The 24849-nt window shown below is 71.1% G+C and carries 22 protein-coding genes and 1 tRNA gene; 12 read left to right on the top strand and 11 right to left on the bottom strand.

Annotation, left to right across the window (positions count from 1 at the left end):
- The first annotated feature begins 10 nt into the window (after positions 1-10).
- Positions 11-844, top strand: coding sequence for a triphosphoribosyl-dephospho-CoA synthase (locus ABD932_RS37910; protein ID WP_345020206.1), 834 nt, complete (start codon positions 11-13; stop codon positions 842-844).
- Here the strand turns inward: ABD932_RS37910 and ABD932_RS37905 are convergent.
- The 4 genes from ABD932_RS37905 to ABD932_RS37890 form a co-directional block, all read right to left on the bottom strand.
- The gene (locus tag ABD932_RS37905; RefSeq protein WP_345020204.1) at positions 819-2054 is read right to left on the bottom strand and encodes an MFS transporter; all 1236 of its coding nucleotides are present in this window, start codon (positions 2052-2054) and stop codon (positions 819-821) included. The genes ABD932_RS37910 and ABD932_RS37905 overlap by 26 nt on opposite strands.
- A gap of 68 nt (positions 2055-2122) precedes the next feature.
- The gene (gene pdxR / locus ABD932_RS37900; RefSeq protein WP_345020201.1) at positions 2123-3511 is read right to left on the bottom strand and encodes a MocR-like pyridoxine biosynthesis transcription factor PdxR; all 1389 of its coding nucleotides are present in this window, start codon (positions 3509-3511) and stop codon (positions 2123-2125) included.
- Positions 3512-3532: 21 nt separating this feature from the next.
- Positions 3533-5032, bottom strand: coding sequence for an aminopeptidase P family protein (locus tag ABD932_RS37895; protein ID WP_345020199.1), 1500 nt, complete (start codon positions 5030-5032; stop codon positions 3533-3535).
- A gap of 161 nt (positions 5033-5193) precedes the next feature.
- Positions 5194-6705, bottom strand: coding sequence for a PP2C family protein-serine/threonine phosphatase (locus ABD932_RS37890; protein WP_345020197.1), 1512 nt, complete (start codon positions 6703-6705; stop codon positions 5194-5196).
- A 503-nt stretch (positions 6706-7208) separates the two neighbouring features.
- Here ABD932_RS37890 and ABD932_RS37885 point away from each other — a divergent pair.
- Together ABD932_RS37885 and ABD932_RS37880 are read left to right on the top strand one after the other, a co-directional pair.
- Complete coding sequence (locus ABD932_RS37885; protein WP_345020195.1) at positions 7209-7868, top strand: bifunctional DNA primase/polymerase; 660 nt, start codon at positions 7209-7211, stop codon at positions 7866-7868.
- A gap of 55 nt (positions 7869-7923) precedes the next feature.
- Positions 7924-8541 carry a hypothetical protein gene (locus tag ABD932_RS37880; protein WP_345020193.1) on the top strand — a complete coding sequence of 206 codons (618 nt, stop codon included), beginning with the start codon at positions 7924-7926 and terminating at the stop codon, positions 8539-8541.
- A 243-nt stretch (positions 8542-8784) separates the two neighbouring features.
- Here ABD932_RS37880 and ABD932_RS37875 read toward each other — a convergent pair whose 3' ends face one another.
- The 3 genes from ABD932_RS37875 to ABD932_RS37865 form a co-directional block, all read right to left on the bottom strand.
- Entirely contained in the window at positions 8785-9750 is a 966-nt protein-coding gene (locus ABD932_RS37875) for a DUF5926 family protein (protein ID WP_345020192.1), read from the bottom strand.
- A 127-nt stretch (positions 9751-9877) separates the two neighbouring features.
- Complete coding sequence (locus ABD932_RS37870; RefSeq protein ID WP_345020191.1) at positions 9878-10516, bottom strand: ATP-binding protein; 639 nt, start codon at positions 10514-10516, stop codon at positions 9878-9880.
- Between the two features lie 221 nt (positions 10517-10737).
- Positions 10738-11565, bottom strand: coding sequence for a glycerophosphodiester phosphodiesterase (locus tag ABD932_RS37865; RefSeq protein WP_345020189.1), 828 nt, complete (start codon positions 11563-11565; stop codon positions 10738-10740).
- A gap of 275 nt (positions 11566-11840) precedes the next feature.
- Between ABD932_RS37865 and ABD932_RS37860 the strand changes: the two genes are divergently transcribed.
- The 3 genes from ABD932_RS37860 to ABD932_RS37850 all read left to right on the top strand — a co-directional run bounded on the left by ABD932_RS37860 (position 11841) and on the right by ABD932_RS37850 (position 15484).
- Entirely contained in the window at positions 11841-13388 is a 1548-nt protein-coding gene (locus ABD932_RS37860; protein ID WP_345020188.1) for a S1C family serine protease, read from the top strand.
- A 341-nt stretch (positions 13389-13729) separates the two neighbouring features.
- Complete coding sequence (locus ABD932_RS37855; protein ID WP_345020186.1) at positions 13730-15301, top strand: serine/threonine-protein kinase; 1572 nt, start codon at positions 13730-13732, stop codon at positions 15299-15301.
- Between the two features lie 98 nt (positions 15302-15399).
- Positions 15400-15484: transfer RNA gene (locus ABD932_RS37850), tRNA-Ser, on the top strand.
- A 134-nt stretch (positions 15485-15618) separates the two neighbouring features.
- Here the strand turns inward: ABD932_RS37850 and ABD932_RS37845 are convergent.
- The 4 genes from ABD932_RS37845 to ABD932_RS37830 all read right to left on the bottom strand — a co-directional run bounded on the left by ABD932_RS37845 (position 15619) and on the right by ABD932_RS37830 (position 18193).
- Positions 15619-15987, bottom strand: a complete 369-nt coding sequence (locus tag ABD932_RS37845) for an amphi-Trp domain-containing protein (protein WP_345020185.1) — start codon at positions 15985-15987, stop codon at positions 15619-15621.
- A 110-nt stretch (positions 15988-16097) separates the two neighbouring features.
- Entirely contained in the window at positions 16098-16622 is a 525-nt protein-coding gene (locus tag ABD932_RS37840; protein WP_345020184.1) for a DinB family protein, read from the bottom strand.
- Positions 16623-16768: 146 nt separating this feature from the next.
- Positions 16769-17200, bottom strand: coding sequence for a hypothetical protein (locus tag ABD932_RS37835; RefSeq protein WP_345020182.1), 432 nt, complete (start codon positions 17198-17200; stop codon positions 16769-16771).
- Between the two features lie 120 nt (positions 17201-17320).
- Positions 17321-18193, bottom strand: coding sequence for a bifunctional DNA primase/polymerase (locus tag ABD932_RS37830; protein ID WP_345020181.1), 873 nt, complete (start codon positions 18191-18193; stop codon positions 17321-17323).
- A gap of 378 nt (positions 18194-18571) precedes the next feature.
- On the opposite strand from ABD932_RS37830, the gene ABD932_RS37825 reads away from it, so the two are divergent.
- From ABD932_RS37825 to ABD932_RS37800, 6 genes are all read left to right on the top strand, one after another.
- Positions 18572-18898, top strand: a complete 327-nt coding sequence (locus ABD932_RS37825) for a hypothetical protein (RefSeq protein WP_345020179.1) — start codon at positions 18572-18574, stop codon at positions 18896-18898.
- A 429-nt stretch (positions 18899-19327) separates the two neighbouring features.
- The gene (locus ABD932_RS37820; protein WP_345020291.1) at positions 19328-20350 is read left to right on the top strand and encodes a bifunctional MaoC family dehydratase N-terminal/OB-fold nucleic acid binding domain-containing protein; all 1023 of its coding nucleotides are present in this window, start codon (positions 19328-19330) and stop codon (positions 20348-20350) included.
- Between the two features lie 92 nt (positions 20351-20442).
- On the top strand, positions 20443-20853 hold the full coding sequence (locus ABD932_RS37815; protein ID WP_345020289.1) for a MaoC family dehydratase: 411 nt from the start codon (positions 20443-20445) through the stop codon (positions 20851-20853).
- Positions 20850-22016 carry a lipid-transfer protein gene (locus ABD932_RS37810; protein ID WP_345020177.1) on the top strand — a complete coding sequence of 389 codons (1167 nt, stop codon included), beginning with the start codon at positions 20850-20852 and terminating at the stop codon, positions 22014-22016. The genes ABD932_RS37815 and ABD932_RS37810 overlap by 4 nt, the downstream gene beginning before the upstream one ends.
- 324 nt (positions 22017-22340) lie before the next feature.
- On the top strand, positions 22341-22901 hold the full coding sequence (locus ABD932_RS37805) for a SigE family RNA polymerase sigma factor (RefSeq protein WP_345020175.1): 561 nt from the start codon (positions 22341-22343) through the stop codon (positions 22899-22901).
- 250 nt (positions 22902-23151) lie between these two features.
- The gene (locus tag ABD932_RS37800) at positions 23152-24795 is read left to right on the top strand and encodes a long-chain fatty acid--CoA ligase (RefSeq protein WP_345020287.1); all 1644 of its coding nucleotides are present in this window, start codon (positions 23152-23154) and stop codon (positions 24793-24795) included.
- Positions 24796-24849 lie beyond the last annotated feature (54 nt).

Below are 24849 nucleotides of genomic sequence, written 5' to 3'. Positions count from 1 at the left end.
GGGGACGGCCATGAGCAGCCGCGAGGACGACACGCTCGCGCAGGCCGCCGTGACCGCGCTGACCGGGCAGCTGGCCCTGGCTCCCAAGCCGGGCCTGCCCGACCCGCGCGACCTCGGTGCCCGCGTCACCCGCCGGGACCACCGCATGCTGCGCTGGTCCGCCAAGGCGCTGGCGCCGGGCCTCGCGGCGATGGCCGCGGCCGCCCGGCGCACGGGCGACCCGACACCCGCGCTCCGCAGTGAACTCGGCGCCATCGGCAGGTGCACCGAGCACTCGGTGCACCTCGCGGGCGGCGGTCACCGTGGCGCGCTGTGGGCGCTCGGCCTGCTGGTCGCCGCGGCCGCGCTCGACCCCCGGGCCGGGGCACGGGACGTCGCGGCGACCGCCAAGCGCATCGCCGCCCACACCGACAAGCGTGCCCCGCGCAGGCCCTCCCGGGGCTCCTCGGTGTCCGCGAAGTACGGCGCCGCCGGGGCACGGGGCGAGGCACGGGCCGGATTCCCGCACGTGCGGCGGGCGTTGGACGCGCTCGCCAAGGCCCGCTCGGCCGGCGCGACGGAGGAGCAGGCCCGTCTGGACGCCCTGCTCACCGTGATGTCCACCCTCCAGGACACCGAACTCCTCTACACCGCGGGCCCCATCGGGCTACGGCAGGTCCAGGCCGGCGCCCGTGGCGTCCTGGAGGCGGGCGGTACGGCCACCGACGCGGGCGCCGAGGCCCTGGCCGCCCTCGACGCCGACCTGCACGCGCGCGCGTGGAGCCCGCGGGGGAGTGCGGGGCTGCTCGCGGGGGCGCTGTTCCTGGACGCCCTGCCGGTCACGGCACGAGCGCGGGCTGCCTGACGCGGTCTTCCTGCGCCCGGCGATCGGCGGCCCACCGAGCCGCCGGTCCCATCGCGTACGACGCCGCCAGCATGGCCCCGCCCAGCAGCAGCCAGCCCGGCGTCCCCCACTCCACCAGCAGGGCCGTCAGCAGGAGCGGGCCGAGAGTGCGGGCGATGGTGACGCCGGTCCCGAACAGGCCCTGGTACTCGCCCACGCGGCCTTCCGGGGCCAGGTCGAAGGACAGCTGCCAGGAACCCGCCGACTGCCCCATCTCGGCGACCACCTGAAGCACCGCACCCACCACCAGGATCCCGACGGCCACCCACAACGATGCACCGGCCGACAACGCGAACACCACGCACGCGGCGAGCATCACCCAGCCCGCACGGCGCACCGCGCGCGTGGCGGTGGCAAGTCCCGTGACGCCGCGCGCCGCCCGCACCTGGAACAGCATCACCGCAGCGGTGTTGAGCACGAACAGCGCGGAGACCAGCCAGGCCGGCGCCTCGGTCCTGCGGGTGATCCACAGCGGCAGCACCAGGCTCAGCAGCGGCAGCCGGAGCAGCAGCACGGTGTTGAGGAGCGCGACCACCGCATACGGGCGGTCGCGCAGCACACCGAGCCCACCGTGCCGCGGCCGGCTCGCCACAGCCGTCATGGAGGGCAGCCGGAGCAGCAGCAACGCGCACACCAGGAAACTCACCGCGTCCAGCACGAACACCGTCAGATACGCCGTCCGCGTCCCGGCATGCAACGCGAGACCGCCGAGCCCCGCGCCCACCGCCAGACCGGCGTTGAGCGTCGACTGCAGATGCGCGAGCAGCCTCGTCCGCTCCCCGGCGGACACCAGCCCGGCCAGCAGGGCCTGCCGGGCCGCCGCGAGCCCCGACTGCGCCGCGGCGTACACGCACGCGGCCAGCACGAACGGCCAGAAGCCGCGTACGACCGTGAAGGACGCCACCGCCAGTCCCGTCGCCAGCGCCAGCAGCACCGCCGTACCGCGCGCCCCCCTCCGGTCGGCGAGCTGCCCCAGCGGCACCCCCACCAGTGAACCGATAGCCCACCCCACGGTGAGCCCGAGCCCTACGCGCGCGGGGGCGAGGCCCACGACCTGGGTGAAGTACAGGGCCGACGTCGTGTAGTAGGCGCCGTCGCCGATCGAGTTGCTCAACTGGGCCAGGGCCAGGACGCGTTGCGGGCCGGCGGGCGGGACGGGGGAGTTCGTCATGCAGATGACACTAAGGACGCAATGGAGCCTTCATCAGGCCCAATCAGCGACCTTTTCACCGGCCCAATTCAGCCGCTCTCCAACACCTTCCCCAGCACGTCCAACGCCTCCGGATATGCCCGCTCCCGAGGCGTCCCGTACCCCACGACCAGCCCTTGCGGCCGCCCGTCACCGCCGCCGGGCGCATGCCAGTGCTCCCCCAGACACCCCACCGCGAGCCCCTCCGCCTCGGCCCGCGCCAGCACTCGCGCCTCGTCGTCGACCTCCACCAGCGCGTGCAGCCCGGCCGCGATGCCGCGCACGGCCCGACCCGTCCCCAGCCGTTCCAGGAGCTGATCCCGGCGCCGCCGGTAGCGCAGCCGGCAGGCCCGTACATGACGGTCGTACGCATGGCTGTCGATCAGCTCGGCGAGCGCCAACTGGCCGATGGACTCGGTGTGATGGTCGCTGTGCAGCTTGGCGTCGGCGACGGCGTCGACCAGGTGCGGCGGCAGCACCATCCAGCCCAGCCGCAGCGCGGGACCGAGCGTCTTCGAGGCCGTGCCCAGATACGCCACCTGCCCCGGCGCCATCCCTTGCAGCGCGCCCACGGGCTGGCGGTCGTAGCGGAACTCCCCGTCGTAGTCGTCCTCGACGATCAGGCCGCCACGCGCGCGTGCCCAGTCGGTGAGCGCCCGCCGTCGTTCCGGGTGCAGGGTCACGCCGGTCGGGTACTGATGCGCGGGCGTGACGACGACGGCCTCGCAGTCCCTCAACTCCCCGGCGCGCACACCCCGTTCGTCAACCGGCACGGGCACGACGGCGCCCCCGCCCCGCCGCACCACCTCCCGATGGAACGGCAGCCCGGGGTCCTCCATGGCGATCGTGCCGCCCGCCAGCACGCGCGTGAGCAGCGCCAGCCCCTGCACATACCCGGAGGTGATCACGATCCGCTCCGGCGGCGCGATCACCCCGCGCGCCCGCCCCAGATACCCCGACAACGCGGTCCGCAACTCGACACGGCCACGCGGATCGCCGTAGTCGTACGCCAAGGAGGGCGCCGTGGCGATCGCCCTGCGCAACGCCCGCAACCAGGCAGCCGCCGGAAACGCCCCCACGTCCGGGCTTCCCGGGCGCAGGTCGAAACGCGGCACACGCGCGCGTGCGGCGGCTTCCAGCGGTCTGGCGGCGGCGGAGGGAAGCGTGGCGACCCGGGTACCGGACCCCTGCCGGGCAGTGAGGTACCCCTCGGCGACGAGTTGGTCGTACGCCGCCTTCACGGTGTTCCGCGAGATGCCGAGCTCGTCGGCGAGGCGTCGCGTGGCGGGCAGTTGCGTGCCGGGGGCGAGCCGCCCGTCGCGAACGGCGTCGCGCAGGGCGCGTTCAAGCCCCACACGACGCCCTTCACCGACGTCGGCTTCCAGATGCAGGTCGACCCCAACGCCCAACGGGGCGCGGGGAACTGCGCGATCAACCACGAACGACCCGCAGACGGCAGATCAGCTGTGGTCCCTCTGCAGACCCGCCATCCACGCCTCGACCTCGTCCGACCGCCGAGGCAGCCCGGCGCTGAGGTTCCGGTTGCCGTCGGCCGTCACCAGGATGTCGTCCTCGATCCGCACCCCGATCCCCCGGTACTCCTCCGGCACGGTCAGGTCGTCGGCCTGGAAGTACAGCCCCGGCTCGACGGTCAGCACCATGCCCTCCTCCAGCGTGCCGTCGACATACGACTCCACGCGCGCGGCAGCACAGTCGTGCACGTCCATGCCGAGCATGTGCCCGGTCCCGTGCAGCGTCCACCGCCGCTGCAGCCCGAGCTCCAGCACCCGCTCCACCGGCCCCTCGACAAGCCCCCACTCGACGAGCCGCTCGGCCAGCACACGCTGTGCCGCGTCATGGAAGTCCCGGAACTTGCCGCCCGGCTGCACGGCCGCGATACCGGCCTCCTGGGCGTCGTACACGGCGTCGTAGATCTTCTTCTGGATCTCGCTGTACCGGCCGTTGACCGGCAGCGTGCGCGTGACGTCGGCGGTGTAGTACGTGTGCGTCTCGACGCCCGCGTCGAGCAGCAGCAGATCACCGGAGCGCACGGGACCGTCGTTGCGCACCCAGTGCAGCGTGCAGGCGTGCGGGCCGGCCGCGCAGATGGAGCCGTAGCCGACGTCGTTGCCCTCCACGCGCGCGCGGAGGAAGAACGTGCCCTCGATGTAGCGCTCGGAGGTCGCCTCGGCCTTGTCGAGGACCTTCACGACGTCCTCGAAGCCGCGCACGGTGGAGTCGACGGCCTTCTGCAGCTCGCCGATCTCGAACGCGTCCTTGACCAGCCGTGCCTCGGACAGGAAGACCCGCAGCTCCTCGTCCCGCTCGGCGGTGACCTTGTCGGTCAGCGCGGCCTCGATGCCGGCGTCGTAGCCCCGCACGACGCGCACCGGGCCCGTCGCCTCGCGGAGCTTGTCGGTCAGCTCGCGCACGTCGGACGCGGGGATGCCGTACAGCTTCTCCGCCTCGGTGAGCGAGTGCCGGCGGCCGACCCACAGCTCGCCCTGGCCGGAGAGCCAGAACTCGCCGTTCTCGCGGTCGGAGCGCGGCAGCAGGTAGATCGTCGCCTTGTGGCCGCCGGCGACGGGCTCCAGGACGAGCACGCCGTCCTCGGTCTGGTTGCCGGTGAGGTACGCGTACTCGACCGACGCCCGGAAGGGGTACTCCGTGTCGTTCGACCGTGTCTTCAGGTTGCCCGCGGGGATCACCAGACGCTCGCCCGGGAACCGCGCCGACAGCGCGGCACGCCGCGCGGCGGTCTCGGCGGCCTGGGGGACCGGCGCCAGGTCACGCAGCTCCGTGTCGGCCCAGCCGGACTTCATGTTCTCGGCAAGCTCGTCGGACACGCCCGGGTACAGGCCGTTCTTGCGCTGCTTGATGGGCTCCTCAGACTCAGCTTCCGGGCCCGCTGCGGTAGCAGCATTGGACTCAGCCGGGGTGAGCTCGTCGGCCACGGTCATCCTCCTAGATACGGCACTGGACCCCGTCCATCGTACGGACGTACAGAAGGGAACCCAGGGCCGTAAGGCCTGCTGCCCGCGCTCGGGCGCCGCTGCTATGGCCGAGGTCACTCGCCTGTTATGGGAGCTTTCGAAGGCCACTACGCGCGCGTGAGCGGCAACTACTCAAAGCGAGCGGCCAGCAGGACGACGTCCTCCTCGCTGTCCGACCGGTCGAGCCCGTCCGGCAGCACGGTCCGCAGGACGCGGTCGACGACGGCGTCCGGGTCGTGCCGGATGGCCCTGGGCACGCCGGCCGCCGCCGCGTGCAGCCGGGCGAAGGCGCGGTCGGTGGGGTCGCCGGTGCGGTGCAGCAGTCCGTCGGTGTACAGCAGAACCGTCTCTCCGGCTTCCGCCGTCAGCTCCACGCTCGGCGCCTCCCAGCAGGCCAGCATGCCCAGCGGCGCGGACACGGAGGTCTCCACGAACTCCGTGCGACGGTCACCGATCAGCAGCGGCGGGGTGTGCCCGGCACCGGCGAGCGTGATCTTGCGCAGGGCGGGCTCGCAGTAGGCGAACAGGGCGGTGGCGGAACGCGCGGGCTCGGTGAGTCTGAGCAGCAGTTCCAGGTCGGACAGGACCGCGACCGGGTCCTCGCCCTCCATGACGGCGTACGCCCGGAGGGACGCCCTGAGCCGTCCCATCGCGGCGATCGCGCTGGGCCCGGAGCCGGTCACCGAGCCGACCACGAGGCCGAGCGCGGCGTCCGGCAGCGGCAGCGCGTCGTACCAGTCGCCGCCCCCGCGCGGGCCGGTACGGTGCCGGGCTGCGAGCTGGACGCCCGCCATGCGGGGCAGCCGGGAGGGGAGCAGTTCCTCGGCCATGGTCCGCAGACACGCGCGCGTGCGCTCTACTTCGAGGAGCCGGGCCAGGTGCTCGGTGGCGTAGCGGGTGTACAGGCCGACGAGGTGGCGCTGGCGCTCGGCCGGTTCGGCGGGCTCGTCGTACAGCCATACGGCGGCGCCGAGGCGCCCGGCGGCGTCGGAGGACAGGGGGAGGGCGTAGCTCGCGGCGTAGCCGAGGCGGGCGGCCACCTCGCGGTGGCGTGGGTCGAGCTTGTCCTCGGCGAGCAGGTCGGGCTCGGCGATCTCGCCGTCGCCGCCCGGGAGACCGTCGAGGATCCTGCCGTACGACATCGCGCTGCGCGGCACGGTCTCGATGTGTCCGAGGTCGGCGCGGGCGAGGCCCAGCCCGATGGTCGTGTCGGGGCCCAGCCTGTCCGCCGGTTCCAGCACGACGAGACCACGCCGGGCGCCCACGAGGGCGGATCCGGCGCGCAGGAGTTCCTCGAGGGCCTCGGCGAGCGTGTCCGTGCGGGCCAGGCGTTCGGTGAGTTCGTGGAGCGTGGTGAGGTCCGACACCCAGCCGGCGAGACGGTCCTGGAGCACCACTCCCGGTGGGTTCGGTGGGGGGATCGCTGAGGCGCCGGAGGCCGCTTGCGCGGGCGCGACAGTGTGTGCGGGCGAGGGAACCGTCGAATCGATTCCGGCCACTTTCGGAGGGTGGGGAGCGTTCATGGCGTCCGGCTTTCCGACCGGTGCGTATTGCTCAAAAGCATCGCAAACCCCCATGTCATTCTGCGCCGCTAGCAGTGTCTCCACATGTACACGCACTCGTGAGGGGATGTCCAGCATTGTCCTGCCGGGATTCCTGGTGTCCGTGGGCAACCAGAGCAGTCGTCGTAGATCTCTTGCGTAAAGGCAAAGTTGGCTTAAAACTGTCGCAGGGAACGGGGTATTGCGGTCGACTGGTTTCGCTCCACGGAGCGTCACAGCGGTCGTGATGGGTACGTACTCGGTGAAGGCCAGGGGCGGTTGACAACCACCCGGAACCTGGTGACGGACCCGGGCGTCTTAGCCACCGACGGCCGTGCCCCATCCTCCCGTGGCGGAGGCGAAGAGAAATACGCGGGACAGCAAAACGCCAGACTTCGCCACCCCACGCCACGCCCATGCTTTTGCTAGACGCAGTATGGACGGGGCTGCCGCGGAAGCAGCCAACGCTCGACCCATAGGGGTTTCCCTTGCCCAGGGCAGGGGTGTGATGCGCCATTAGGTACGCACAGTGAAGTGATCGACACATGGTGTGATGTGGCCCACGGTGTTGCCAGCGGTGCAACGGAAAGGAACGAGCGCTCATGCGCGAGATCCTCGGAAAGCGACGCAGGCTCCTGCGCGGCGACGGGAGGCCTGAGGTGATCAGCGCGGCCCTGACCTTCGCGACTCAATGGCAGTGGCCCGTACTCCCGGGTGTGGCGGCGGATCCGCAGAAGCGGGACCGTTGCGGTTGTCCGGACCCCGAATGCACGGTGCCCGGTGCTCACCCCTTCGACCCCGGTCTCCTCGCGGCGACCACCGACGAGCGCATGGTGCGCTGGTGGTGGTCCAACCGGCCCGCGGCCCCGATCGTCCTCGCCACCGGCGGCCAGGCGCCCTGCGCGGTCAGCCTTCCGGCCCTGCCGGCCGCCCACGCCCTCACCGCGCTCGACCGCATGGGCATGCGCCTCGGCCCGGTCGTCGCCTCGCCCACCCGCTGGGCGATCCTGGTGAAGCCGTACTCCATGGAGCAGCTGGGCGAACTGCTGTACGCCAAGGACTTCGTCCCGGGCTCCCTGCGCTTCCACGGCGAGGGCGGCTATCTCGCCCTGCCCCCGTCCGAGACGGGCCAGGGTCCCATCAGCTGGCAGCGCGCCCCGCTGCCCGGCTCGGCCTCCCCGTGGGTGCCCGATGTGGAGGCCGTGGTCGACGCCGTGGTCGAGGCCCTCACTCGTACGGGTGTGAGCGCACCCGAGTTGTAGGGGTGTACGGCGCGCGCGGAACGGGACACCCGTGCGCGGTCGTTACATTCCGTGTATGCCCCGTCACGCTGAGACACGCCGCTCAGGCTCAGGAAAGATCCGTCTGTTCGCCCTCACCGGCGTCGTGGTGGGCGCGGTCGCGCTGCCGCTGGCCGTCGCCTCCGCGGGACCCGTGGGCGAGGAGGAGCGCGCCCTCGGCCATACGTCACGCAAGTCCGAGCGCCCTTCGGTACGCCCCTCCCCCGCCGTCGACGCCAAAGGGCCCTCCGCCGAGCCCGGCGACTCGCCGCTGCTGCTCGGCCTGGGCCTGGTCACCGCCGCCCGCTGCGGCCCCGAGCTGACCTCCCCGGAGGGCATCGAGGCGCAGACCTGTGTCCTCACGCAGGGCGAGGAGACCTGGGCGCGCACCTACTTCCGCAATGCGACCGGCGGCGCCCTGGACTCCGTACTGAGCCTCATGGGGCCCGGCGGGCGCACGGTGCAGATGCGCTGCGCCGGGGGCGCCGAGGACGAGCCCGGGACGTGTGAGACGCCCCGGCGGCCCACCCGGGGAGGCCTGGACGCCTACACGGCGGTCGCTGAGTTCGCCGCGCGGGCCGGGAACGGTCCGCTGCTGCTGCGCGCCGCGAGCAACTCCGTGCCGGACAATTCCGAGGCGTCCACGGGACGTTGACACACGGCGTCATTCCGTAAAGGACTGCACACATGGAAAGACCCGGTTGCTGGCGACGGGGGATGCACCAGCAACCGGGCTAATGGAACGGTAACAAGAGATCGGCCGTTCGCAAATTCGATCTGGGCTTTCCAGTCACGGATTCCCTTGCTCCACTTGGGAGTTGTGATCGGATTCACCCCTCGCACGAGGGCCGGTTCGGCTGAACCGCCGTTCAGCCGAACCCCATCTCCGTCCTGTGCGTCAGCTGAGCGTGACCTGCCGGTTGGTCAGGCCGCCACGCGCGCGGCGCTCGTCCGCGGTGAGCGGAGCGTCCGTGGCCAGGGCCGCGGCGAGGCGCTCGGCGAACTCGGCCGCCGGCTTCTCCACGTCCTCCGCGCCGACCTCGCTCGGCAGGTCCCAGACCGGCACGGTGAGGCCGTGAGCGCGGAAGGAACCGACGAGCCGGGTGCCTTCGCCGAGGCTCGACCTCCCCGCCGCGTGCAGCCGCGCGAGAGCGTCCAGAAGCTGCTCCTCGGGGTGCGGCATGACCCAGCGCAGGTGGTTCTTCTCCGGCGTCTGGCACCAGTAGGCGGCGTCCACGCCGGTCAGCTTCACGGTCGGGATGGCCGCGGCGTTGGCCCGCTCCAGGGAGGCGGCGACCTCCGGAGTGGCGTTCTCCGCGTCCGGGACCCAGAACTCGAAGCCCGGGTGCACAACTGGCTCGAACGCGCCTTCGGGGTCGAGCAGATCCTGCAGCCGCGGGCCGTCGGCCGGGGCGCGGCGGCCCTGGACCGGGGTGCCGGGCTGGGCGGCGAGAGCCTGCTGCAGCGTGTCGGCGAGGTCACGGCTGATGTCGCCCGACGCCGTGTCGTTCTGCAGGCCGAGCAGCACCGAGCCGTCGTCGCGGCGCAGGGCCGGCCAGGCCATCGGCAGGACGGTGGCGAGGGTGACGGACGGGACGCCCTCGGGGAGGCCGCCCTTCAGGGGCAGTTCGACGGTGGCGGCCGGCACCAGTTCGCGCAGGGCCACCCAGTCGCACTCGCCCGGCAGCCCCTCGAACGGGCGGTGCACGAGCTCGGTCACCGCCTGTGCGGCGGCCCGGCCGTGGCAGGCCTTGTAGCGGCGGCCGCTGCCGCAGGGGCAGGGCTCGCGTGCGCCGACAACCGGGATCTCCCCGTCGCTGAGCTGCGGGCGCTTGGCCTGGGTCTGGGGTCGCTTCTTGGCCATCGTGAGTTGTCTCCCGGTTACGGCTCGTCTCGTACGGCGCGAGCCTAGCCCTTAAGGCCATGGCCGACGGGAGCCTGTGGACAACCCACGGTTCGTGCCGGGTGCGGCCTCCGGGTCCGTGTGGCCGTCAATCCAGGTCGTCGAAGGCGTCCGCGAAGTCGAGGCCGGGTATCGCGCTCACGGGCGGCGCCGCAACGCGCGTAGCGAAGTCGTCGCGGCGGTGCCCGGCATCGGGATCATGAACGTCGTCGTGGACCACGACCCAGACCGTGACCTCACCGCGGGCGTCGTCCCGTACACCCCAGTCGTCGGCCAGCGCGGTGATGATGTTCAGCCCGCGGCCGCCGTGCGCGGTGACCGAGGGCGTGGCCGGAGCCGGGCGGGTGGGTCCGCCGCCGTCCGTCACCTCCACGGTGAGCCTGCCGCCCGCGTCCACGCGCCATGAGGCCAGGACGTCGCCGTCCCCGGACAGTGCCTCACCCAGTGGTCGGCCGTGTTTGCACGCGTTGCTCAAGAGTTCGGAAAGAATCAGTACGGCATCGTCGATGACCGATTCCGCTACCCCGCCCCTGCGCAACTGCGAGCGCATACGGTGTCTCGCTTCCCCCACGCCCGCAGGGCCATGGGGTACGGCCATGCTCGACGACGTGGGCACCTCCTGTGCCACCACCAACGCCACCCCCGAGACCTCCTTTGCCCCACGCCACGGTGTGGATGCCCCATTGGCCTGTACCGGAAACCGGCCAATCAATGTCCTGCGACGCATTCACAACGATCGAATACGGACCGAACGCGCCGGAGCACTCCCCGTAGTCGAGATGGCTGGAAATTATCGGTGTGGCCGAGAGTGGAGGATGAGGCTGGTGGTACTTCAGGGTCAAGAGGTTGTGCAGGGATTGATGAGGTTCTAGGGGTTTCCCGGTGTGCGGTTTGCCCGGGGCGCTGGCGCGTGCTTCGAGTGCGCGGCGCAGGGAGCACGCGCGCGTGTCAGCGGCCGAGCTGGTGCAGCACCGCGCGCGGGCGGTTGGTGATGATGGCGTCCACGCCCAGTTCGACGCAGAGGTCGACGTCCTGGGGCTCGTTCACGGTCCAGACGTGCACCTGGTGCCCGGCCCCCTTCAGGCGCTCCACGTACGCCGGGTGATTGCGCACGATACGGATCGAGGGGCCGGCGACATGGACGCCCGCGGGCAGTCGGCCGTCCCGCAGCCTGGGCGAGACGAACTGCATCAGATAGACCGTCGGCAGCGCCGGCGAGGCGGCACGCACGCGATGCAGCGAGCGCGCCGAGAAGCTCATGACGCGCACCGGGGACTCCTCGGCCGAGGCGGGCGCGTCCAGCCCGAACCGCTTCAGCAGGTGCAGCAGCCGCTCCTCGACCTGTCCCGCCCAGCGCGTCGGGTGCTTGGTCTCGATCGCCAGCTCCACCCGCCGCCCGGCGTCGGCGACGAGCTCGAGCAGCCGCTCCAGGGTGAGCACTGAGGTGTCCTCGGGGTCCTCCGGCCGGAACTCCCAGTCGGGCTCCTCGGCCCGGTTCTTCCACGAGTCACGGTTCTTGCGGGAGCCGAAGTCCAGAGCGGCGAGCTCGGCGAGCTCCAGGGCCGAGACCGCGCCGCGGCCGTTGGACGTACGGTTGACGCGTCGGTCGTGGACGCAGACGAGATGACCGTCCGCGGTGAGGCGTACATCGCACTCGAGGGCGTCCGCACCGTCCTCGATCGCCTTCTTGTACGCGGCCAGGGTGTGCTCGGGAGCGTCTTCGGAGGCTCCGCGATGGGCGACGACTTGGATCTGCTGCTGCCGTGCGTGGGTCACCGCGTCATGGTGCCACCGCACGAGGGCGAGCGTGCGACCGGAGGTGTAGCGGGTGCGCAGGGATTGCGCCCGTTTAGTCTCACATGGGCAATATAAAGGTTGGCCGTGGACCCACAGCGACCGCTTATGGTGCTCTGACGGCCTGTGGGAAAAGCTGACGGCATACATAAAGGCATGCACAGCTGAAACGCACCGACCGCCGACAAGCAGTGGCAAGCGAACGGGCGTGACCGAGTGCGACCGAAGACAACAGCCGTGGATCGAGGAGAGAAGCTGTGAGCACCGAGAACGAGGGCGCCGCGGTACCCCCGGCCCCGTCCGCACCCCCCGTGCCGGTGGATACTCCCGCTGCTCCGGCTTCCCAGGAGCACCCGGCCCCAGAGGGCGACGCCGCCCCGACCACGCCGCTCCCGCCGGTGCCGAGCGGCGCCCCGGCGAACTCCAACGGCACGCAGCCGTACGCAGCCCCGGGAGCCGCCGACGGGCCACAGCCGCCCGCCGCCCCGGTCGCCTCGAACGGCGTCGGCGCGCAGCCGCCCGTCCCCCAGCCGCCCGTCACCCAGGGCTCGGCCCCCGACGCTTCCTGGCCGCCCCCGCCGCCGCCCGGCACGCAGCCGTACGCCGACAGCGGTGCCGCGGCCGGAGGTGCCGGTGCCGGTGCGGGCTCCGGCTGGGGTGCCACGTACCAGCAGCCTGCGCCGAAGTCCGGCCGTGGCCGCGGCGGTCTGCTCGCCGCGGTCCTCATCGCCGCGCTGGTCGCGGGCGGCCTGGGCGGCGGCCTCGGCTACACCCTGGCCAAGAACGACGACACCACCTCCTCCACGACCGTCTCCGCCCCCGACAGCGGCGGCTCCGTCAAGCGCGACCCGGGCACCGTCGCGGGCGTGGCCGCCAAGGCGCTGCCCAGCACCGTCACCATCCAGGCCGAGAGCAGCAGCGGCGAGGGCGGCACGGGCACCGGCTTCGTCTTCGACGCCGAGGGCCACATCCTCACCAACAACCACGTGGTGGCAGACGCGGTCGACGGCGGCAAGCTGACGGCCACCTTCCCGAGCGGCAAGAAGTACGACGCCGAGGTCGTCGGCCACGCGCAGGGCTACGACGTGGCGGTCATCAAGCTCAAGAACGCCCCGTCGGACCTCAAGCCGCTGACGCTGGGCAACTCCGACGAGGTGGCGGTGGGCGACTCGACGATCGCGATCGGCGCCCCCTTCGGCCTCTCCAACACGGTCACCACGGGCATCATCAGCGCCAAGAACCGCCCGGTGGCCTCCAGCGACGGCACCGGCAGCAACGCCTCGTACATGAGCGCCCTGCAGACGGACGCCTCGATCAACCCGGGCAACTCCGGCGGCCCGCTGCTGGACGCGCAGGGCAACGTCATCGGCATCAACTCCGCGATCCAGTCCGCCGCCAACGGCCTGGGCGGCACCAGCCAGTCCGGCTCGATCGGCCTCGGCTTCGCCATCCCGATCAACCAGGCCAAGTACGTCGCCCAGCAGCTGATCAAGACCGGTGAGCCGGTCTACGCCAAGATCGGTGCCTCCGTCTCCACGGAGGACACCAGCGACGGCGCCAAGATCGTCGACCAGGGCAACAGCAGCGCGGACGCGGTCGAGGCGGGCGGCCCCGCCGACAAGGCCGGCCTCCAGCCCGGCGACGTCATCACCAAGCTCGACGACAGGGTGATCGACTCCGGTCCCACCCTGATCGGCGAGATCTGGACCCACCAGCCCGGCGACAAGGTCACGATCACCTACGAACGGGACGGCAAGTCCCGCACCGTCGAACTGACCCTGGGCTCCCGCACGGGCGACAGCTGACGCTCGACGGCCACGCGCGCGTAGGTCCGGCTCCGTGTGAGGGGCCGACCACGCGCGCGTGTCTGTTTCCGGGGAGCGAGGGAATCCGGGTTTCTGCGAAGCGAGGGGAACCAGGCTTCCGGGAAGTGAAGGGAACCAGGACACGACGAACCGCGTCCCAACCCACCGGGTGGCCCTCGTTCACACACAGGTGTGGACTGCGCGATGCGCGCCGGGAGTTGCCGATCGTCCGGTGACCGTGTCCATGCAATCGAATGGGCTATCGTGCCTTCTCGACCTCGACTCTTCGCGAACGGGAAGCAGAGCCGCGAATGGCAAGCAGACAAGGGGACAATCTCGCGGTGTCCGATCTTGGGCGGCTCGTCGCCGGCCGGTACCTGCTGGTGGACCGGGTGGGCAGCGGCGGCATGGGCACCGTCTGGCGTGCCGAGGACAAGATGCTCGGCCGCCATGTCGCCGTGAAGAAACTGCGCATCCCACCGCACCTGCAGGACGACGAGGTCCGCACGCTCTACGAGCGCACCCGCCGCGAGGCCCGCAGCGCCGCCCGGATCACCCACCCCAACGTGATCGTCGTGCACGACGTGGTCGACGACGAGGGCCTGCCGTGCATCGTCATGGAGTACGTGCCCTCGGTCACGCTGAGCGACGTACTGAAGAGGCGGGGTGCGCTGCCACCCGAGGAAGCCGCCCGGATCGGCCGCGCCATGGCCGCCGCCCTGCGCGCCGCCCACGACGTCGGAGTGCAGCACCGGGACGTCAAACCCGCCAACGTGCTGCTCGGTGACGACGGGCGGATCATCCTCACCGACTTCGGCATCGCCATGGAGTCGGGCACGTCCTCGCTGACCAAGCCCGGCGAGCTGATCGGCTCCATCGGCTACCTGGCGCCCGAACGGCTCCGGGGCGCGCGTCCGGAGACCGGTCCGGCCAGTGACCTGTGGGCCCTGGGGGCGACGCTGTACCAGGCGGTCGAGGGGCGGGACCCGTTCCGCCGCGACACCGCGATCGAGACCGCGTACGCCATCGCCACGGACCCGTACGAGCCGCCGCGCAACGCCGGCGAGCTGGCCCCGGTGATCGAGGGCCTGCTCGTCAAGGACCCGGGCCGACGCATGGACGTGCACGAGGTCGAACGCCGCCTGGGCGACGTGACCGGCACCCGGACCGAGCCCCTGGACCTGCCCACGCGACCGGACCGTACCGACGCCCTCGCGCCTCCCGCGCCCAAGGGCCGCGCCAACCGTCGCCGTACGGTGGTGCTGTCGGCCCTGGCCGTGACACTCGCCGCCTGCCTGGCGGGCGGCACGGTGTGGTGGCTCAACGGCAGGACCGACGGGCCTGGCAAGCAGGCGTCCGGCTCCGAGGCGTCCACGCCCACCACGCCGACCACGCCCACGACGAGCACCAGCCCTGGCGCCGGCGCCGGCTCTGGCCCCGGCTCCAGTTCCTCCGTGCCGCCGGTACCGGCCGGATACCACCTCGAGAGTCCGGACACCGGCATCTCCGTGCCCGTGCAGGACGGCTGGACCCGCAAGACGCTCTCCGGCGGCGAAGTCGGCTACATAGACCCGTCGGGCCTCGTGGGCCTGAGGGTCAACGTCATCGAGTTCGCCGGCACCGATCCGCTGCAGCACTGGCGCGAGACGGAGGAGGAACAGACCGCTCGCGACAATCCCGGCTATGAGCGGGTGAGGATGGCCGAGACGACCTTCCGGGGAGGGCCCGCCGGGTACTGGGAGTTCACCTTCGACGGCAGGGCACGGAAGTACCGGGCCGCGGAGCTGGCCTTCGCGAGCGCCGACGGAACCCAGTACGTGATCTACCTGTCCGCGCCGGACGACCAATGGCACGAATACCGCCCGGCCTTCGACACCGCCGTCAACGGTGTCCGCGTGGGCGACGGCACCTGACACAGGACGGGCCAACCGACCCCATCCGGACCAGGAACCCCGCACCACGCGTGAGGCCGGTACGCTGTACCCGCTCCGCCCCTGGTGGGCCGGGGCGAGGTGGGTTGCCCGAGCGGCCTAAGGGAACGGTCTTGAAAACCGTCGTGGCGCGAGTCACCGTGGGTTCAAATCCCACACCCACCGCTTACCAGGCGACGTAAGGCCAGGTGGGAAGGGGTGTCCGGATTTCCGGGCGCCCCTTTTCGCAGTCCGGCCGCTCTGTGTGGCTGAATCGGTTCTCGCGCTGCGTGGGTCATGAGGCCGTGCCTCGGCGCGGTTCAGGGCTTCTTCGCGGGGGTCCGCTTCGAGGTTCTGCCTCCACCGGTACTGCTTCGCCTGGAAGCGGCAGCCGTGCTCTTCCGCCCGCTCACGGCCTTCTCCGCGCCTGTCGCGGCCTGCGGTGACGCTGTCCGGGCAGCCGTTGCGGCCGGCCACTTGAACTCGATCTCCAGCTCGATCTCCCCGTCACTGACCTCGACCTCGATCTCGCTGTGAAGGTCGGCGGGGATCCGCAGGCTGAGCTTCCAGGGGTCGAGTTCCAGTTCGGCCTCCCCGCCTTCCCTCAGCGCGGCCGCGAGCGCCTCGAGCTGATCAGCCGCCTCAAGGCGGGACAGCGAGCGCTTCTGCTCAAGTTTGAGGTCCTTCATGGCACTCTCCGATCCGGCGCAAGCAGAGCAAACGGGAGATAACGACCATTTTGTCGCTCTGTGTCCGCTTGGACATCTCGCGCAGAGACATCCCCCCCCGCGCGTGGACATCAAGACCGCTGGGCCCGCAGTAGTCGCAACTGCCCGATCTCCGCGACGTTCTTCATCAACTCGGCGTTCACCCAGCCGATCATGTGGGCGACGGTGTACTCGGGGTCGTTCGGCCAGCGGAACGGGGCCGCGGCGTCCAGGTCCCGGTCGTCGAGGCGGTCCAGTGCCGCAAGCCAGTCGGTGCGCAGGTCGCGCAGCCAGGTGACGGTCGCAGTCCCCTCGCCGGGCCAGGTGACGTCGGTCCGCTCCCGGGGCGGGCGGCCCCGCAGATGGTCCGTGGCCACGCTCCACCACCAGCCGATGTGCCAGCTCACCCAGGCGATCGTCGGCACGGGGACGGGGTCGGGCTCGGTCTCCGCCCAGTCCGGAACCCAGGTGCCGTCGGCGTCTCGGTGCACCGTCCAGCAGTGTGGCGCCGGTTCCCACACGAAGTCCTCGGGTTGGAGCCGCTCGAGGTGGTACTCGAACAACGCCCACGTGAGATCGAACTGCCAGCGCATCAGGTCACGTCGGGAAACGCTCATCGGCCGACCCTGGCATAGGGGCCCCTCTCAGGGACAAGCCGATTTTCGAGCCGCCGACACGCCGAACCCTTTGTCATGCCGAGGCCCAACGCCGGCCCTCGCCCCGGCGCCCCGCTGTCCCGCTGTCCCACGGCCCCGCTGTCCCGCTAGAGCTCGTAGTCCCGCGCCAGCTCCTCCCAAGGGACCTCCCGCAACGCCTCCTCCGCGTCACAGCCGGACGGCACGTACGGGGTGGGCTGGAACCAGACGATCGTGAGGGCGGAGCGATGGAGGACCGGGTCGTGGTCGCGGTCGAGGGCGGTCGAACGGAAGGCGCCGACGCACGCCACCGGCGGCAGCACCTCGACCGGGCCGAAGGCGCCCGCGTACTGGTCGGGATACTCGCGCGGCGGCGCGACGAGGTGCACCGGAGTGGCAGGGTCGGCCCGCTCGGCGGCGAGGACGAGGCGCTTGATCTTCATCTCGTTGACCGGCTTGCACGGATAGCCCTCCAGCATTCCGCCGTACGTCGAGGAGAGCCGCAGTTCGGAGAGGTCGAGCGAGCGGCCGGACGTGAGGACGACACGGGTCAGCGACATGGTCGGCACTCTAGGGCGGTGGTGCATCGAGCTCCCGTGAATTTCAAGGCCTGTTCAGGGGTCTGTTCAGGGGCCTGTACAGGGCCTGGGGGCCGGGGGCCTGTGGGGCGACGGCGCGTGTCAGGGCCGGTGGCCTGTCATGCGTGCCGCCGACGCGATCGTGGCGCGGGCCTCGCGTTCGGTCAGGCCGGTGTTGAGGGCCGCCTCGACGAGGGGGTCGACGAGGGCGGGGCCGATGCCGTCCTCGTAGGCGCGGCAGGCCGCCCAGAACAGGCGGGTGTTGCGCTGTCCCTCGTGCGCGGCGAGCACGAACTGGACGAGCCCCTGGCCGTGGCCGCCGGTCGACGGGGGCGCGTGGTGGTGTGTGCGGGGTGGCGGGAGCAGGAGGCGCAGGAGGGCGCGCGGGCAGGGCGCGGGGGCGATGTGGGACGTGCCGGGCGCCGTGCTGTAGACGCCGTGGTCGGTACGGGAGCCGGGGCCCACGAGGTAGCCGCCGGCGCCCCGGATGTCGATGCCGGGCGCGAGACGGCTCGCCGAGTTGGGGACGACGATGTCGGCCGGGCCGGTCAGCCAGAGGTGGCGGCCGCCGCTCGGGGTCAGGACGACGACGGTGGGCGGAATCGTGAACAGGTGGCGCAGGGCCAGTTCGCGCAGGGCGGCCGAGGAGTCCGTACCGGATTTGGTGTCGAGGTCGATGCCGATCAGATGGTGTGGCGGCAGGCCGCAGGCGATGCCGTAGCCCGTCGCCCAGGGTGCGGCCGCGAAGAGGTCGCGGATGCGGGCGGGGTCGGTGGACGCGTCGTAGACGCCGTGCCCGAAGCGGCCGCACTCGCCGTGGCAAGGGGCAGGGTCGGGGTCGGGCTCGTCACGGTGCGGGGAACGCAGGGCCGGGAGCTTCGTCCGGGACAGGGGGAGGACGGCCAGTCCGCGCTCGGCGGCTGACAGGGCGTGTGCGAGGGCCAGCGTCGTGGCCTGCCGGTCGGTGGTGGCCATGCCTCTATGTTCGTACGAGTGTTCGAAAAAGGGAAGGGGATTAGAGGTGTCCCCGGTCGGCGACTCGCCGGTCGGCGGGGATTGGCCGGAAGCATGCAGGAACGCTTCACCTCTTGTGCTGCTTGGGGTTGACCTGTCCGTACTGCCCTGACACGCGAGCTAGGAGTGGCGAAAGGGGTTTATCGACTTGTCATCACGCTTGAGGGCGAATGGGGGCTTCCGGGGTGGTTCGCCGGGGATTCGGTGGGCAACTCTGATCTCGCGACGTCGTGCAGAACTCCGGGGTGGTCGGCCAACTGCCTTGGAAAGAGCAGTACTTCATGCACCACCAATGCGTCCGGCGGGGAGCCTGGGCGCACCTGTTCTGGAGGAACAAACATGGCAAGCATCCGTACCGCCCGCGTCATCGCAGCCGTCTCCGCCCTCCCGCTCGCCGCCGCTCTGTTCACCGGCGTCGCGGCGGCGGACAACGGCGCTTTCGCGGACGACGGATCCAGCGCGGCTGTCACGAACGCCGTCCAGGGCCTCATCGGCAGCGGGGGCGGCGGCGACAACTACGGCACCTCGTCCACCACCCAGCAGCAGGCGACCGGCTCCGGCGCCTCGAACCAGAGCAACACCGCCCAGGTCAACGGGTCCGCGTTCACGGCCATCAACCAGGGCAACGACAACGCGGCCGTCAACTTCACGCCGCTCTGGTGGTGAGCTGAGGGGGTCGGTGCCCCGGTGCTCAGGCATCGGCCCCCTCGGATTGTGTCGGGTGTGCTCTGTGGGGTGTAACGCGTCTGCGCGGCGGTACTTCGGTGCCGCCGCGCAGGCGTTTTGGCGCTGTCGTGCGCGGGTGTCCTGGGGCCGTTGCGTGAGCGTTCCGGCGCTGTCATGCGGGCGCTTCGACGCTGCTGCGCGAGGCCTTTGCCGCTGTCGCGCGGGCGTTCATCGGCAGCCTTGACAGTGAGTCGTATCTGACGGACAGTCAGAAACCTTCGTGGGGCCTCGTGGACGTTCCCGAAAACTCGTGGGAACCGGATCGGCGGTCGCGGTGTACCAGAAGTGTCAGTGCGATGCGCTGTGGGGCGACGACGTCGATGAGACGAGGGGGCGACAGTGAGCCACGAGTCGGCGGTGAGCCATGAAGTGGAGACGGGCGGCGAGTTCGCGGAGACGGGCAGCGAGTTCGCAGCGCGGTTGAAGGTCTACGAGGGGCGGTCGGCCGCCGTGGCCCGTGCGGGCAAGGACCCCGTCAACGCGCCCATGATCCGGCACTGGTGCGAGGCGATGGGCGACACCAACCCGGCGTACTCGGGACCGGACGCGATCGCACCGCCCACCATGCTCCAGGCGTGGACCATGAGCGGCCTCTCCGGCCGTACGAGAGGCACGCACGCGTACGACGAACTGCTCGGCCTGCTCGACGAGGCGGGCTACACCTCGGTGGTCGCCACCGACTGCGAGCAGGAGTACTTACGACCACTGCGGCCGGGGGACGAGATCACCTTCGACTCGGTGATCGAGTCGGTGTCGGAGAAGAAGACGACGAAGCTCGGCACGGGGTACTTCGTCACGACCCGCATGGACGTCCGCGTCGGCACCGACCTCGCGGGCACCCACCGCTTCCGCATCCTCAAGTACGCGCCCATACGTCAGCCAGGCCGCCGTGAGAAGCCTCCACGCCCCCGCCCCGTCGTCAACCGTGACAACGCCGGCTTCTGGGAGGGCGTCCGTAGCCGCACCCTGCTCATCCAGCGCTGCACCGGCTGCGGCACTCTGCGGCACCCCTGGCTGCCCGGCTGCAACACCTGCGGCGGCCTGGACTGGGGCACGGTCGAGGCGAGCGGCGAGGGGACGGTCTATTCGTACGTCGTGATGCACCACCCGCCGTTCCCGGCCTTCGACCCTCCTTACGCGGTCGGCCTGATCGAACTGGCCGAGGGCGTGCGGATGATCGGCAACGTGGTGGGTGTGCCGTACGACAAGGTGCGGATCGGGCTGCCGGTACGGCTCGAGTTCCAGGACTGCGACGAGGAACTGGTGCTGCCGGTCTGGCGAGCTCAGGAGGCGCAGGAGGTTCAGGAGATCCAGGAGGCTCAGGAGGCGCAGGAGGTTCAGGAGATCCAGGGGATCCAGAGGTCCCGGGAGATCAAGGGGGCTGGAGCATGACGGGCGGCGCGGAGGCGACGGACACGACGGAGGCGAGGGACGCGACGAACGCGGCGGAGACGGCGGAAGTGGCACAGGCAGCGGAGAAGCCCATGAAGGCCGGGGACGAATTGCCGCCGCTGGAGATCCCGATCACCCGCACGCTGATCGTTGCCGGCGCCATCGCCTCACGCGACTACCAGGACGTGCACCACGACGCGGAGCTGGCTCGCGAAAAGGGCTCCCCCGATGTCTTCATGAACATCCTGACGACGAACGGCCTGGTCGGCCGCTACATCACCGACCACTTCGGACCGACGGCCGTACTGCGCAGCGTGGCCATACGGCTAGGGGCGCCCAACTACCCGGGAGACACCATGGTGTTGACGGGCACGGTCGAGGAATTCGACGGCGACACGGCGACGGTACGGGTCGTCGGGGCGAACGGCATCGGCAGACATGTGACCGGCACGGTGACGGTGACCGTGCCGACGGCCACCGCTCCCTCGGGAGGTGCCGTATGAGCACGCGCACAAGGGACTCCCTCTCCGGCCGGGCGGCGATTGTCGGTGTCGGGGCCACGGAGTTCTCCAAGGACTCGGGGCGCAGTGAGCTTCGGCTGGCCGTGGAGGCGGTGCGGGCCGCGTTGGACGACGCGGGGCTGACGCCGGGCGACGTGGACGGGATGGTGACGTTCACGATGGACACCAGCCCGGAGATCACCGTGGCCCAGGCCTGTGGGATGGGTGAGCTGTCCTTCTTCTCCCGCGTCCACTACGGGGGCGGCGCGGCCTGCGCGACCGTCCAGCAGGCGGCGCTCGCCGTGGCGACGGGGGTCGCGGAGGTGGTGGTCTGCTACCGGGCGTTCAACGAGCGGTCGGGGCGGCGTTTCGGCTCGGGCGTGCAGCACCGGGAGCCGTCGGCGGAAGGCGTGGCGCTCGGCTGGTCGCTGCCGTTCGGGTTGCTCACACCGGGCTCCTGGGTGGCGATGGCGGCCCAGCGGTACCTGCACACGTACGGACTGACGCCGGAGGTCTTCGGGCATGTGGCGGTCATCGACCGCAAGTACGCGGCGACCAACCCGGCCGCGTACTTCCACGGCAGACCCATCACCCTCGCCGACCACGCGGCCTCGCGCTGGATCGTCGAGCCACTGCGGCTGCTGGACTGCTGCCAGGAGACGGACGGAGGCCAGGCGCTCGTCATCACGTCCGCCGACCGGGCCCGTGATCTGCCCCACCCGCCGGCCGTCATAGCGGCGGCGGCCCAGGGCGCCGGCCGAGGGCAGGAGCAGATGACGAGCTTCTACCGGGACGACCTCACCGGCCTGCCGGAGATGGCCGTGGTGGCGCGGCAGCTGTGGCGGACGGCGGGGCTGGGACCGGGGGAGATCGACGTGGGGATCCTGTACGACCACTTCACACCGTTCGTGCTGATGCAGCTGGAGGAGTTCGGGTTCTGCGGAAAGGGGGAGGCCGGGGACTTCGTGGCCGAGGAGCGGCTGCCGCTCAATACGCACGGGGGGCAGCTGGGGGAGGCGTATCTGCACGGCATGAACGGCATCGCGGAGGGGGTGAGACAGGTGCGGGGGACGTCCGTGAATCAGATACCCGGGGCGGGGCGGGTGCTGGTGACGGCCGGTACGGGCGTGCCGACGTCGGGGCTGGTCCTGGCTGCTGATGGGTGACTCTGGTCGTGCCGCCTGGGGTTGTCCCCCGTCTGCCGACGGGTGCGGTGCCCTAGTCTCGCGGCCGATGGACGGCTCTCAGCCTCGCCTCCGACGGACCGACCTCGACCTCGCCACCGACAGATGCCCCCAGCCTCGCGCCCGACGGACGGCACTCCACCTCGCCGCCGACGGGTGACCCCCAGGGGTAATCCCGCAGTACGTGTCCCCCACTCGTCCACCTTCAGGAGGTGGAGTCAGCCCCACCCCTACAACCTGAGGCGGACGCTGCTTCGGCACCTGCGGCCGATCCGCTGAAGGAGGGGCCGCTCATAGCGTGGAGCCATGACCACACCCGTCTGCACCAGCGCTTCCGACGCCGCGACGCGGTCCTTTCCGAACGCGACGTACCCCTCCTTCACGTCGTACGTGCGGGCCCGCCAGCCGGTGCTGCTGCGTACCGCCCGGTCGCTGACCGCGAACCCGAGCGACGCGGAGGACCTGCTGCAGACCGCGCTCACCAAGACATACGTGGCCTGGGAGCGCATCGAGGATCATCGCGCTCTCGACGGCTATGTACGCAGGGCACTGCTGAACACGCGGACGTCGCAGTGGCGCAAGCGCAAGGTCGACGAGTTCGCCTGCGAAGAGCTGCCCGAGCCGGAGCCCAGGCCGGGCTGCCACGACGACCCCGCGGAGCAGCAGGCGCTGCACGACGCCATGTGGCGGGCGATCATGCGGCTGCCGGCGCGGCAGCGGGCGATGGTCGTCCTGCGCTACTACGAGGACCTCAGCGAGGTCCAGACGGCCGAGGTACTCGGGGTGTCCGTGGGCACGGTCAAGTCGGCGGTGTCGCGGGCGCTGGGCAAGCTGCGCGAGGACCCTGAGCTGGTGCTGGCCCGGTAGCGGCGGCGCAGGGCCGACGGTGAGGCAGCCGCCGAACCTGCTCTGACCTGGGGGTATCGGCGCCATCGGGGTGTGGGGGCCACCCCTCGATCGCCCTGTACCCCGTTAGCGTCACAGCCTCGTGAACGCAACGTGACATGATCGATCGCCCGACCCTAGTGACATACCGCGCGGTATGCGCGCAGAATCTCCGCAACCCTTACTACCGCGTAGGCAATGTCGCCCCCGGGAGGACGCCGTGCTGAGCACGATGCAGGACGTACCGCTGCTGATCTCTAGGATCCTGACCCACGGGTCGACCATCCACGGCACATCGCAGGTCACCACCTGGACCGGCGAGGCCGAGCCGCACCGCCGTTCCTTCGCCGAGGTCGGTGCGCGTGCGGCGCAGCTGGCGCACGCCCTGCGCGACGACCTGGGCGTGGCCGCCGACGAGCGGGTCGCGACCCTGATGTGGAACAACGCCGAGCACGTCGAGGCGTACTTCGCGATCCCCTCCATGGGCGCGGTGCTGCACACCCTCAACCTGCGGCTCCCGGCCGAGCAGCTGGCCTGGATCGTCAACCACGCGGCCGACCGCGTCGTCATCGCCAACGGGTCGCTCCTGCCCCTGCTCGTCCCGCTGCTGCCGCACCTGAAGACGGTGAAGCACGTGGTGGTGTCGGGGCCGGGTGACCGTTCCGGACTCGCGGACGCCGACGTTCAGGTGCACGAGTACGAGGACCTGATCACCGGCAAGCCGATCACGTACGACTGGCCGGAGCTGGACGAGCGGCAGGCCGCCGCCATGTGCTACACCTCCGGCACCACCGGGGACCCCAAGGGCGTCGTCTACTCCCACCGCTCCGTCTACCTGCACTCCATGCAGGTCAACATGACCCAGTCGATGGGCCTGACCGACCAGGACACGTCGCTGATCGTGGTCCCGCAGTTCCACGTCAACGCCTGGGGCCTGCCGCACGCCACCTTCATGACCGGCGTCAACATGCTGATGCCGGACCGCTTCCTCCAGCCCGCGCCGCTCGCCGAGATGATCGAGGGCGAGAAGCCGACCCACGCGGCCGCCGTGCCCACCATCTGGCAGGGCCTGCTCGCCGAGCTCACCGCCAAGCCACGGGACGTCTCCACCCTCGGCCAGGTCACGATCGGCGGCTCGGCCTGCCCGCCCTCCCTCATGCAGGCCTTCGACAAGCTGGGCATGCGGGTCTGTCACGCCTGGGGCATGACGGAAACGTCGCCGCTCGGCACGGTCGCCCGTCCGCCGGCCCACGCGGTCGGCACGGAGGAGGAGTTCGGGTACCGCCTGACCCAGGGCCGCTTCCCCACCTCCGTCGAGGCCCGCCTCACCGGCCCCGGCGGCGAACGCCTCCCCTGGGACGGCGAGTCGGCCGGCGAACTGGAGGTGCGCGGCCCCTGGATCGCGGGCGCCTACTACAACGGTCCCGACAGCGAACCCCTGCGCCCCGCCGACAAGTTCAGCGAGGACGGCTGGCTGAAGACCGGCGACGTCGGCATCATCTCCCCCGACGGCTTCCTCACCCTCACCGACCGCGCCAAGGACGTCATCAAGTCCGGCGGCGAGTGGATCTCCTCGGTGGAGCTGGAGAACGCGCTGATGTCCCACCCGGACGTCGCAGAGGCCGCCGTGGTCGCCGTCCCCGACGACAAGTGGGGCGAGCGCCCGCTGGCCACGGTCGTCCTCAGGGAGGGCGCCAGCACCGACTTCGAGGCCCTGCGCACCTTCCTCGCCGAGGAGGGCAAGATCGCCAAGTGGCAGCTCCCGGAGCGCTGGACGGTCATCACGGCGGTGCCGAAGACGAGCGTCGGCAAGTTCGACAAGAAGGTGCTGCGCAGGCAGTACGCCGAGGGCGGCCTGGACGTCACCCAGCTCTGACCCGTCGAGCGGGCGGTCGGCCCTGACATACGCGCGGCGGCCGGGACGAGGCGA

The organism is Streptomyces shaanxiensis (assembly GCF_039537145.1).
Lineage (GTDB): Bacteria > Actinomycetota > Actinomycetes > Streptomycetales > Streptomycetaceae > Streptomyces > Streptomyces shaanxiensis.
Note: the sequence above shows the minus strand (reverse complement) of the source record. Positions and strands in the feature narration are given on the sequence as shown.

What these genes read in the sequence shown, in the direction of transcription:
- ABD932_RS37910 (WP_345020206.1), top strand. Translation starts at nt 11, where the DNA reads ATGAGCAGCCGCGAGGACGACACGCTCGCGCAGGCCGCCGTGACCGCG.
- ABD932_RS37905 (WP_345020204.1), bottom strand. Translation starts at nt 2,054, where the DNA reads ATGACGAACTCCCCCGTCCCGCCCGCCGGCCCGCAACGCGTCCTGGCC.
- ABD932_RS37895 (WP_345020199.1), bottom strand. Translation starts at nt 5,032, where the DNA reads ATGACCGTGGCCGACGAGCTCACCCCGGCTGAGTCCAATGCTGCTACC.
- ABD932_RS37890 (WP_345020197.1), bottom strand. Translation starts at nt 6,705, where the DNA reads ATGCTGGACATCCCCTCACGAGTGCGTGTACATGTGGAGACACTGCTA.
- ABD932_RS37885 (WP_345020195.1), top strand. Translation starts at nt 7,209, where the DNA reads ATGCGCGAGATCCTCGGAAAGCGACGCAGGCTCCTGCGCGGCGACGGG.
- ABD932_RS37880 (WP_345020193.1), top strand. Translation starts at nt 7,924, where the DNA reads ATGCCCCGTCACGCTGAGACACGCCGCTCAGGCTCAGGAAAGATCCGT.
- ABD932_RS37875 (WP_345020192.1), bottom strand. Translation starts at nt 9,750, where the DNA reads ATGGCCAAGAAGCGACCCCAGACCCAGGCCAAGCGCCCGCAGCTCAGC.
- ABD932_RS37870 (WP_345020191.1), bottom strand. Translation starts at nt 10,516, where the DNA reads ATGCGTCGCAGGACATTGATTGGCCGGTTTCCGGTACAGGCCAATGGG.
- ABD932_RS37845 (WP_345020185.1), bottom strand. Translation starts at nt 15,987, where the DNA reads ATGAAGGACCTCAAACTTGAGCAGAAGCGCTCGCTGTCCCGCCTTGAG.
- ABD932_RS37840 (WP_345020184.1), bottom strand. Translation starts at nt 16,622, where the DNA reads ATGAGCGTTTCCCGACGTGACCTGATGCGCTGGCAGTTCGATCTCACG.
- ABD932_RS37835 (WP_345020182.1), bottom strand. Translation starts at nt 17,200, where the DNA reads ATGTCGCTGACCCGTGTCGTCCTCACGTCCGGCCGCTCGCTCGACCTC.
- ABD932_RS37830 (WP_345020181.1), bottom strand. Translation starts at nt 18,193, where the DNA reads ATGGCCACCACCGACCGGCAGGCCACGACGCTGGCCCTCGCACACGCC.
- ABD932_RS37825 (WP_345020179.1), top strand. Translation starts at nt 18,572, where the DNA reads ATGGCAAGCATCCGTACCGCCCGCGTCATCGCAGCCGTCTCCGCCCTC.
- ABD932_RS37815 (WP_345020289.1), top strand. Translation starts at nt 20,443, where the DNA reads ATGAAGGCCGGGGACGAATTGCCGCCGCTGGAGATCCCGATCACCCGC.
- ABD932_RS37810 (WP_345020177.1), top strand. Translation starts at nt 20,850, where the DNA reads ATGAGCACGCGCACAAGGGACTCCCTCTCCGGCCGGGCGGCGATTGTC.
- ABD932_RS37805 (WP_345020175.1), top strand. Translation starts at nt 22,341, where the DNA reads ATGACCACACCCGTCTGCACCAGCGCTTCCGACGCCGCGACGCGGTCC.
- ABD932_RS37800 (WP_345020287.1), top strand. Translation starts at nt 23,152, where the DNA reads ATGCAGGACGTACCGCTGCTGATCTCTAGGATCCTGACCCACGGGTCG.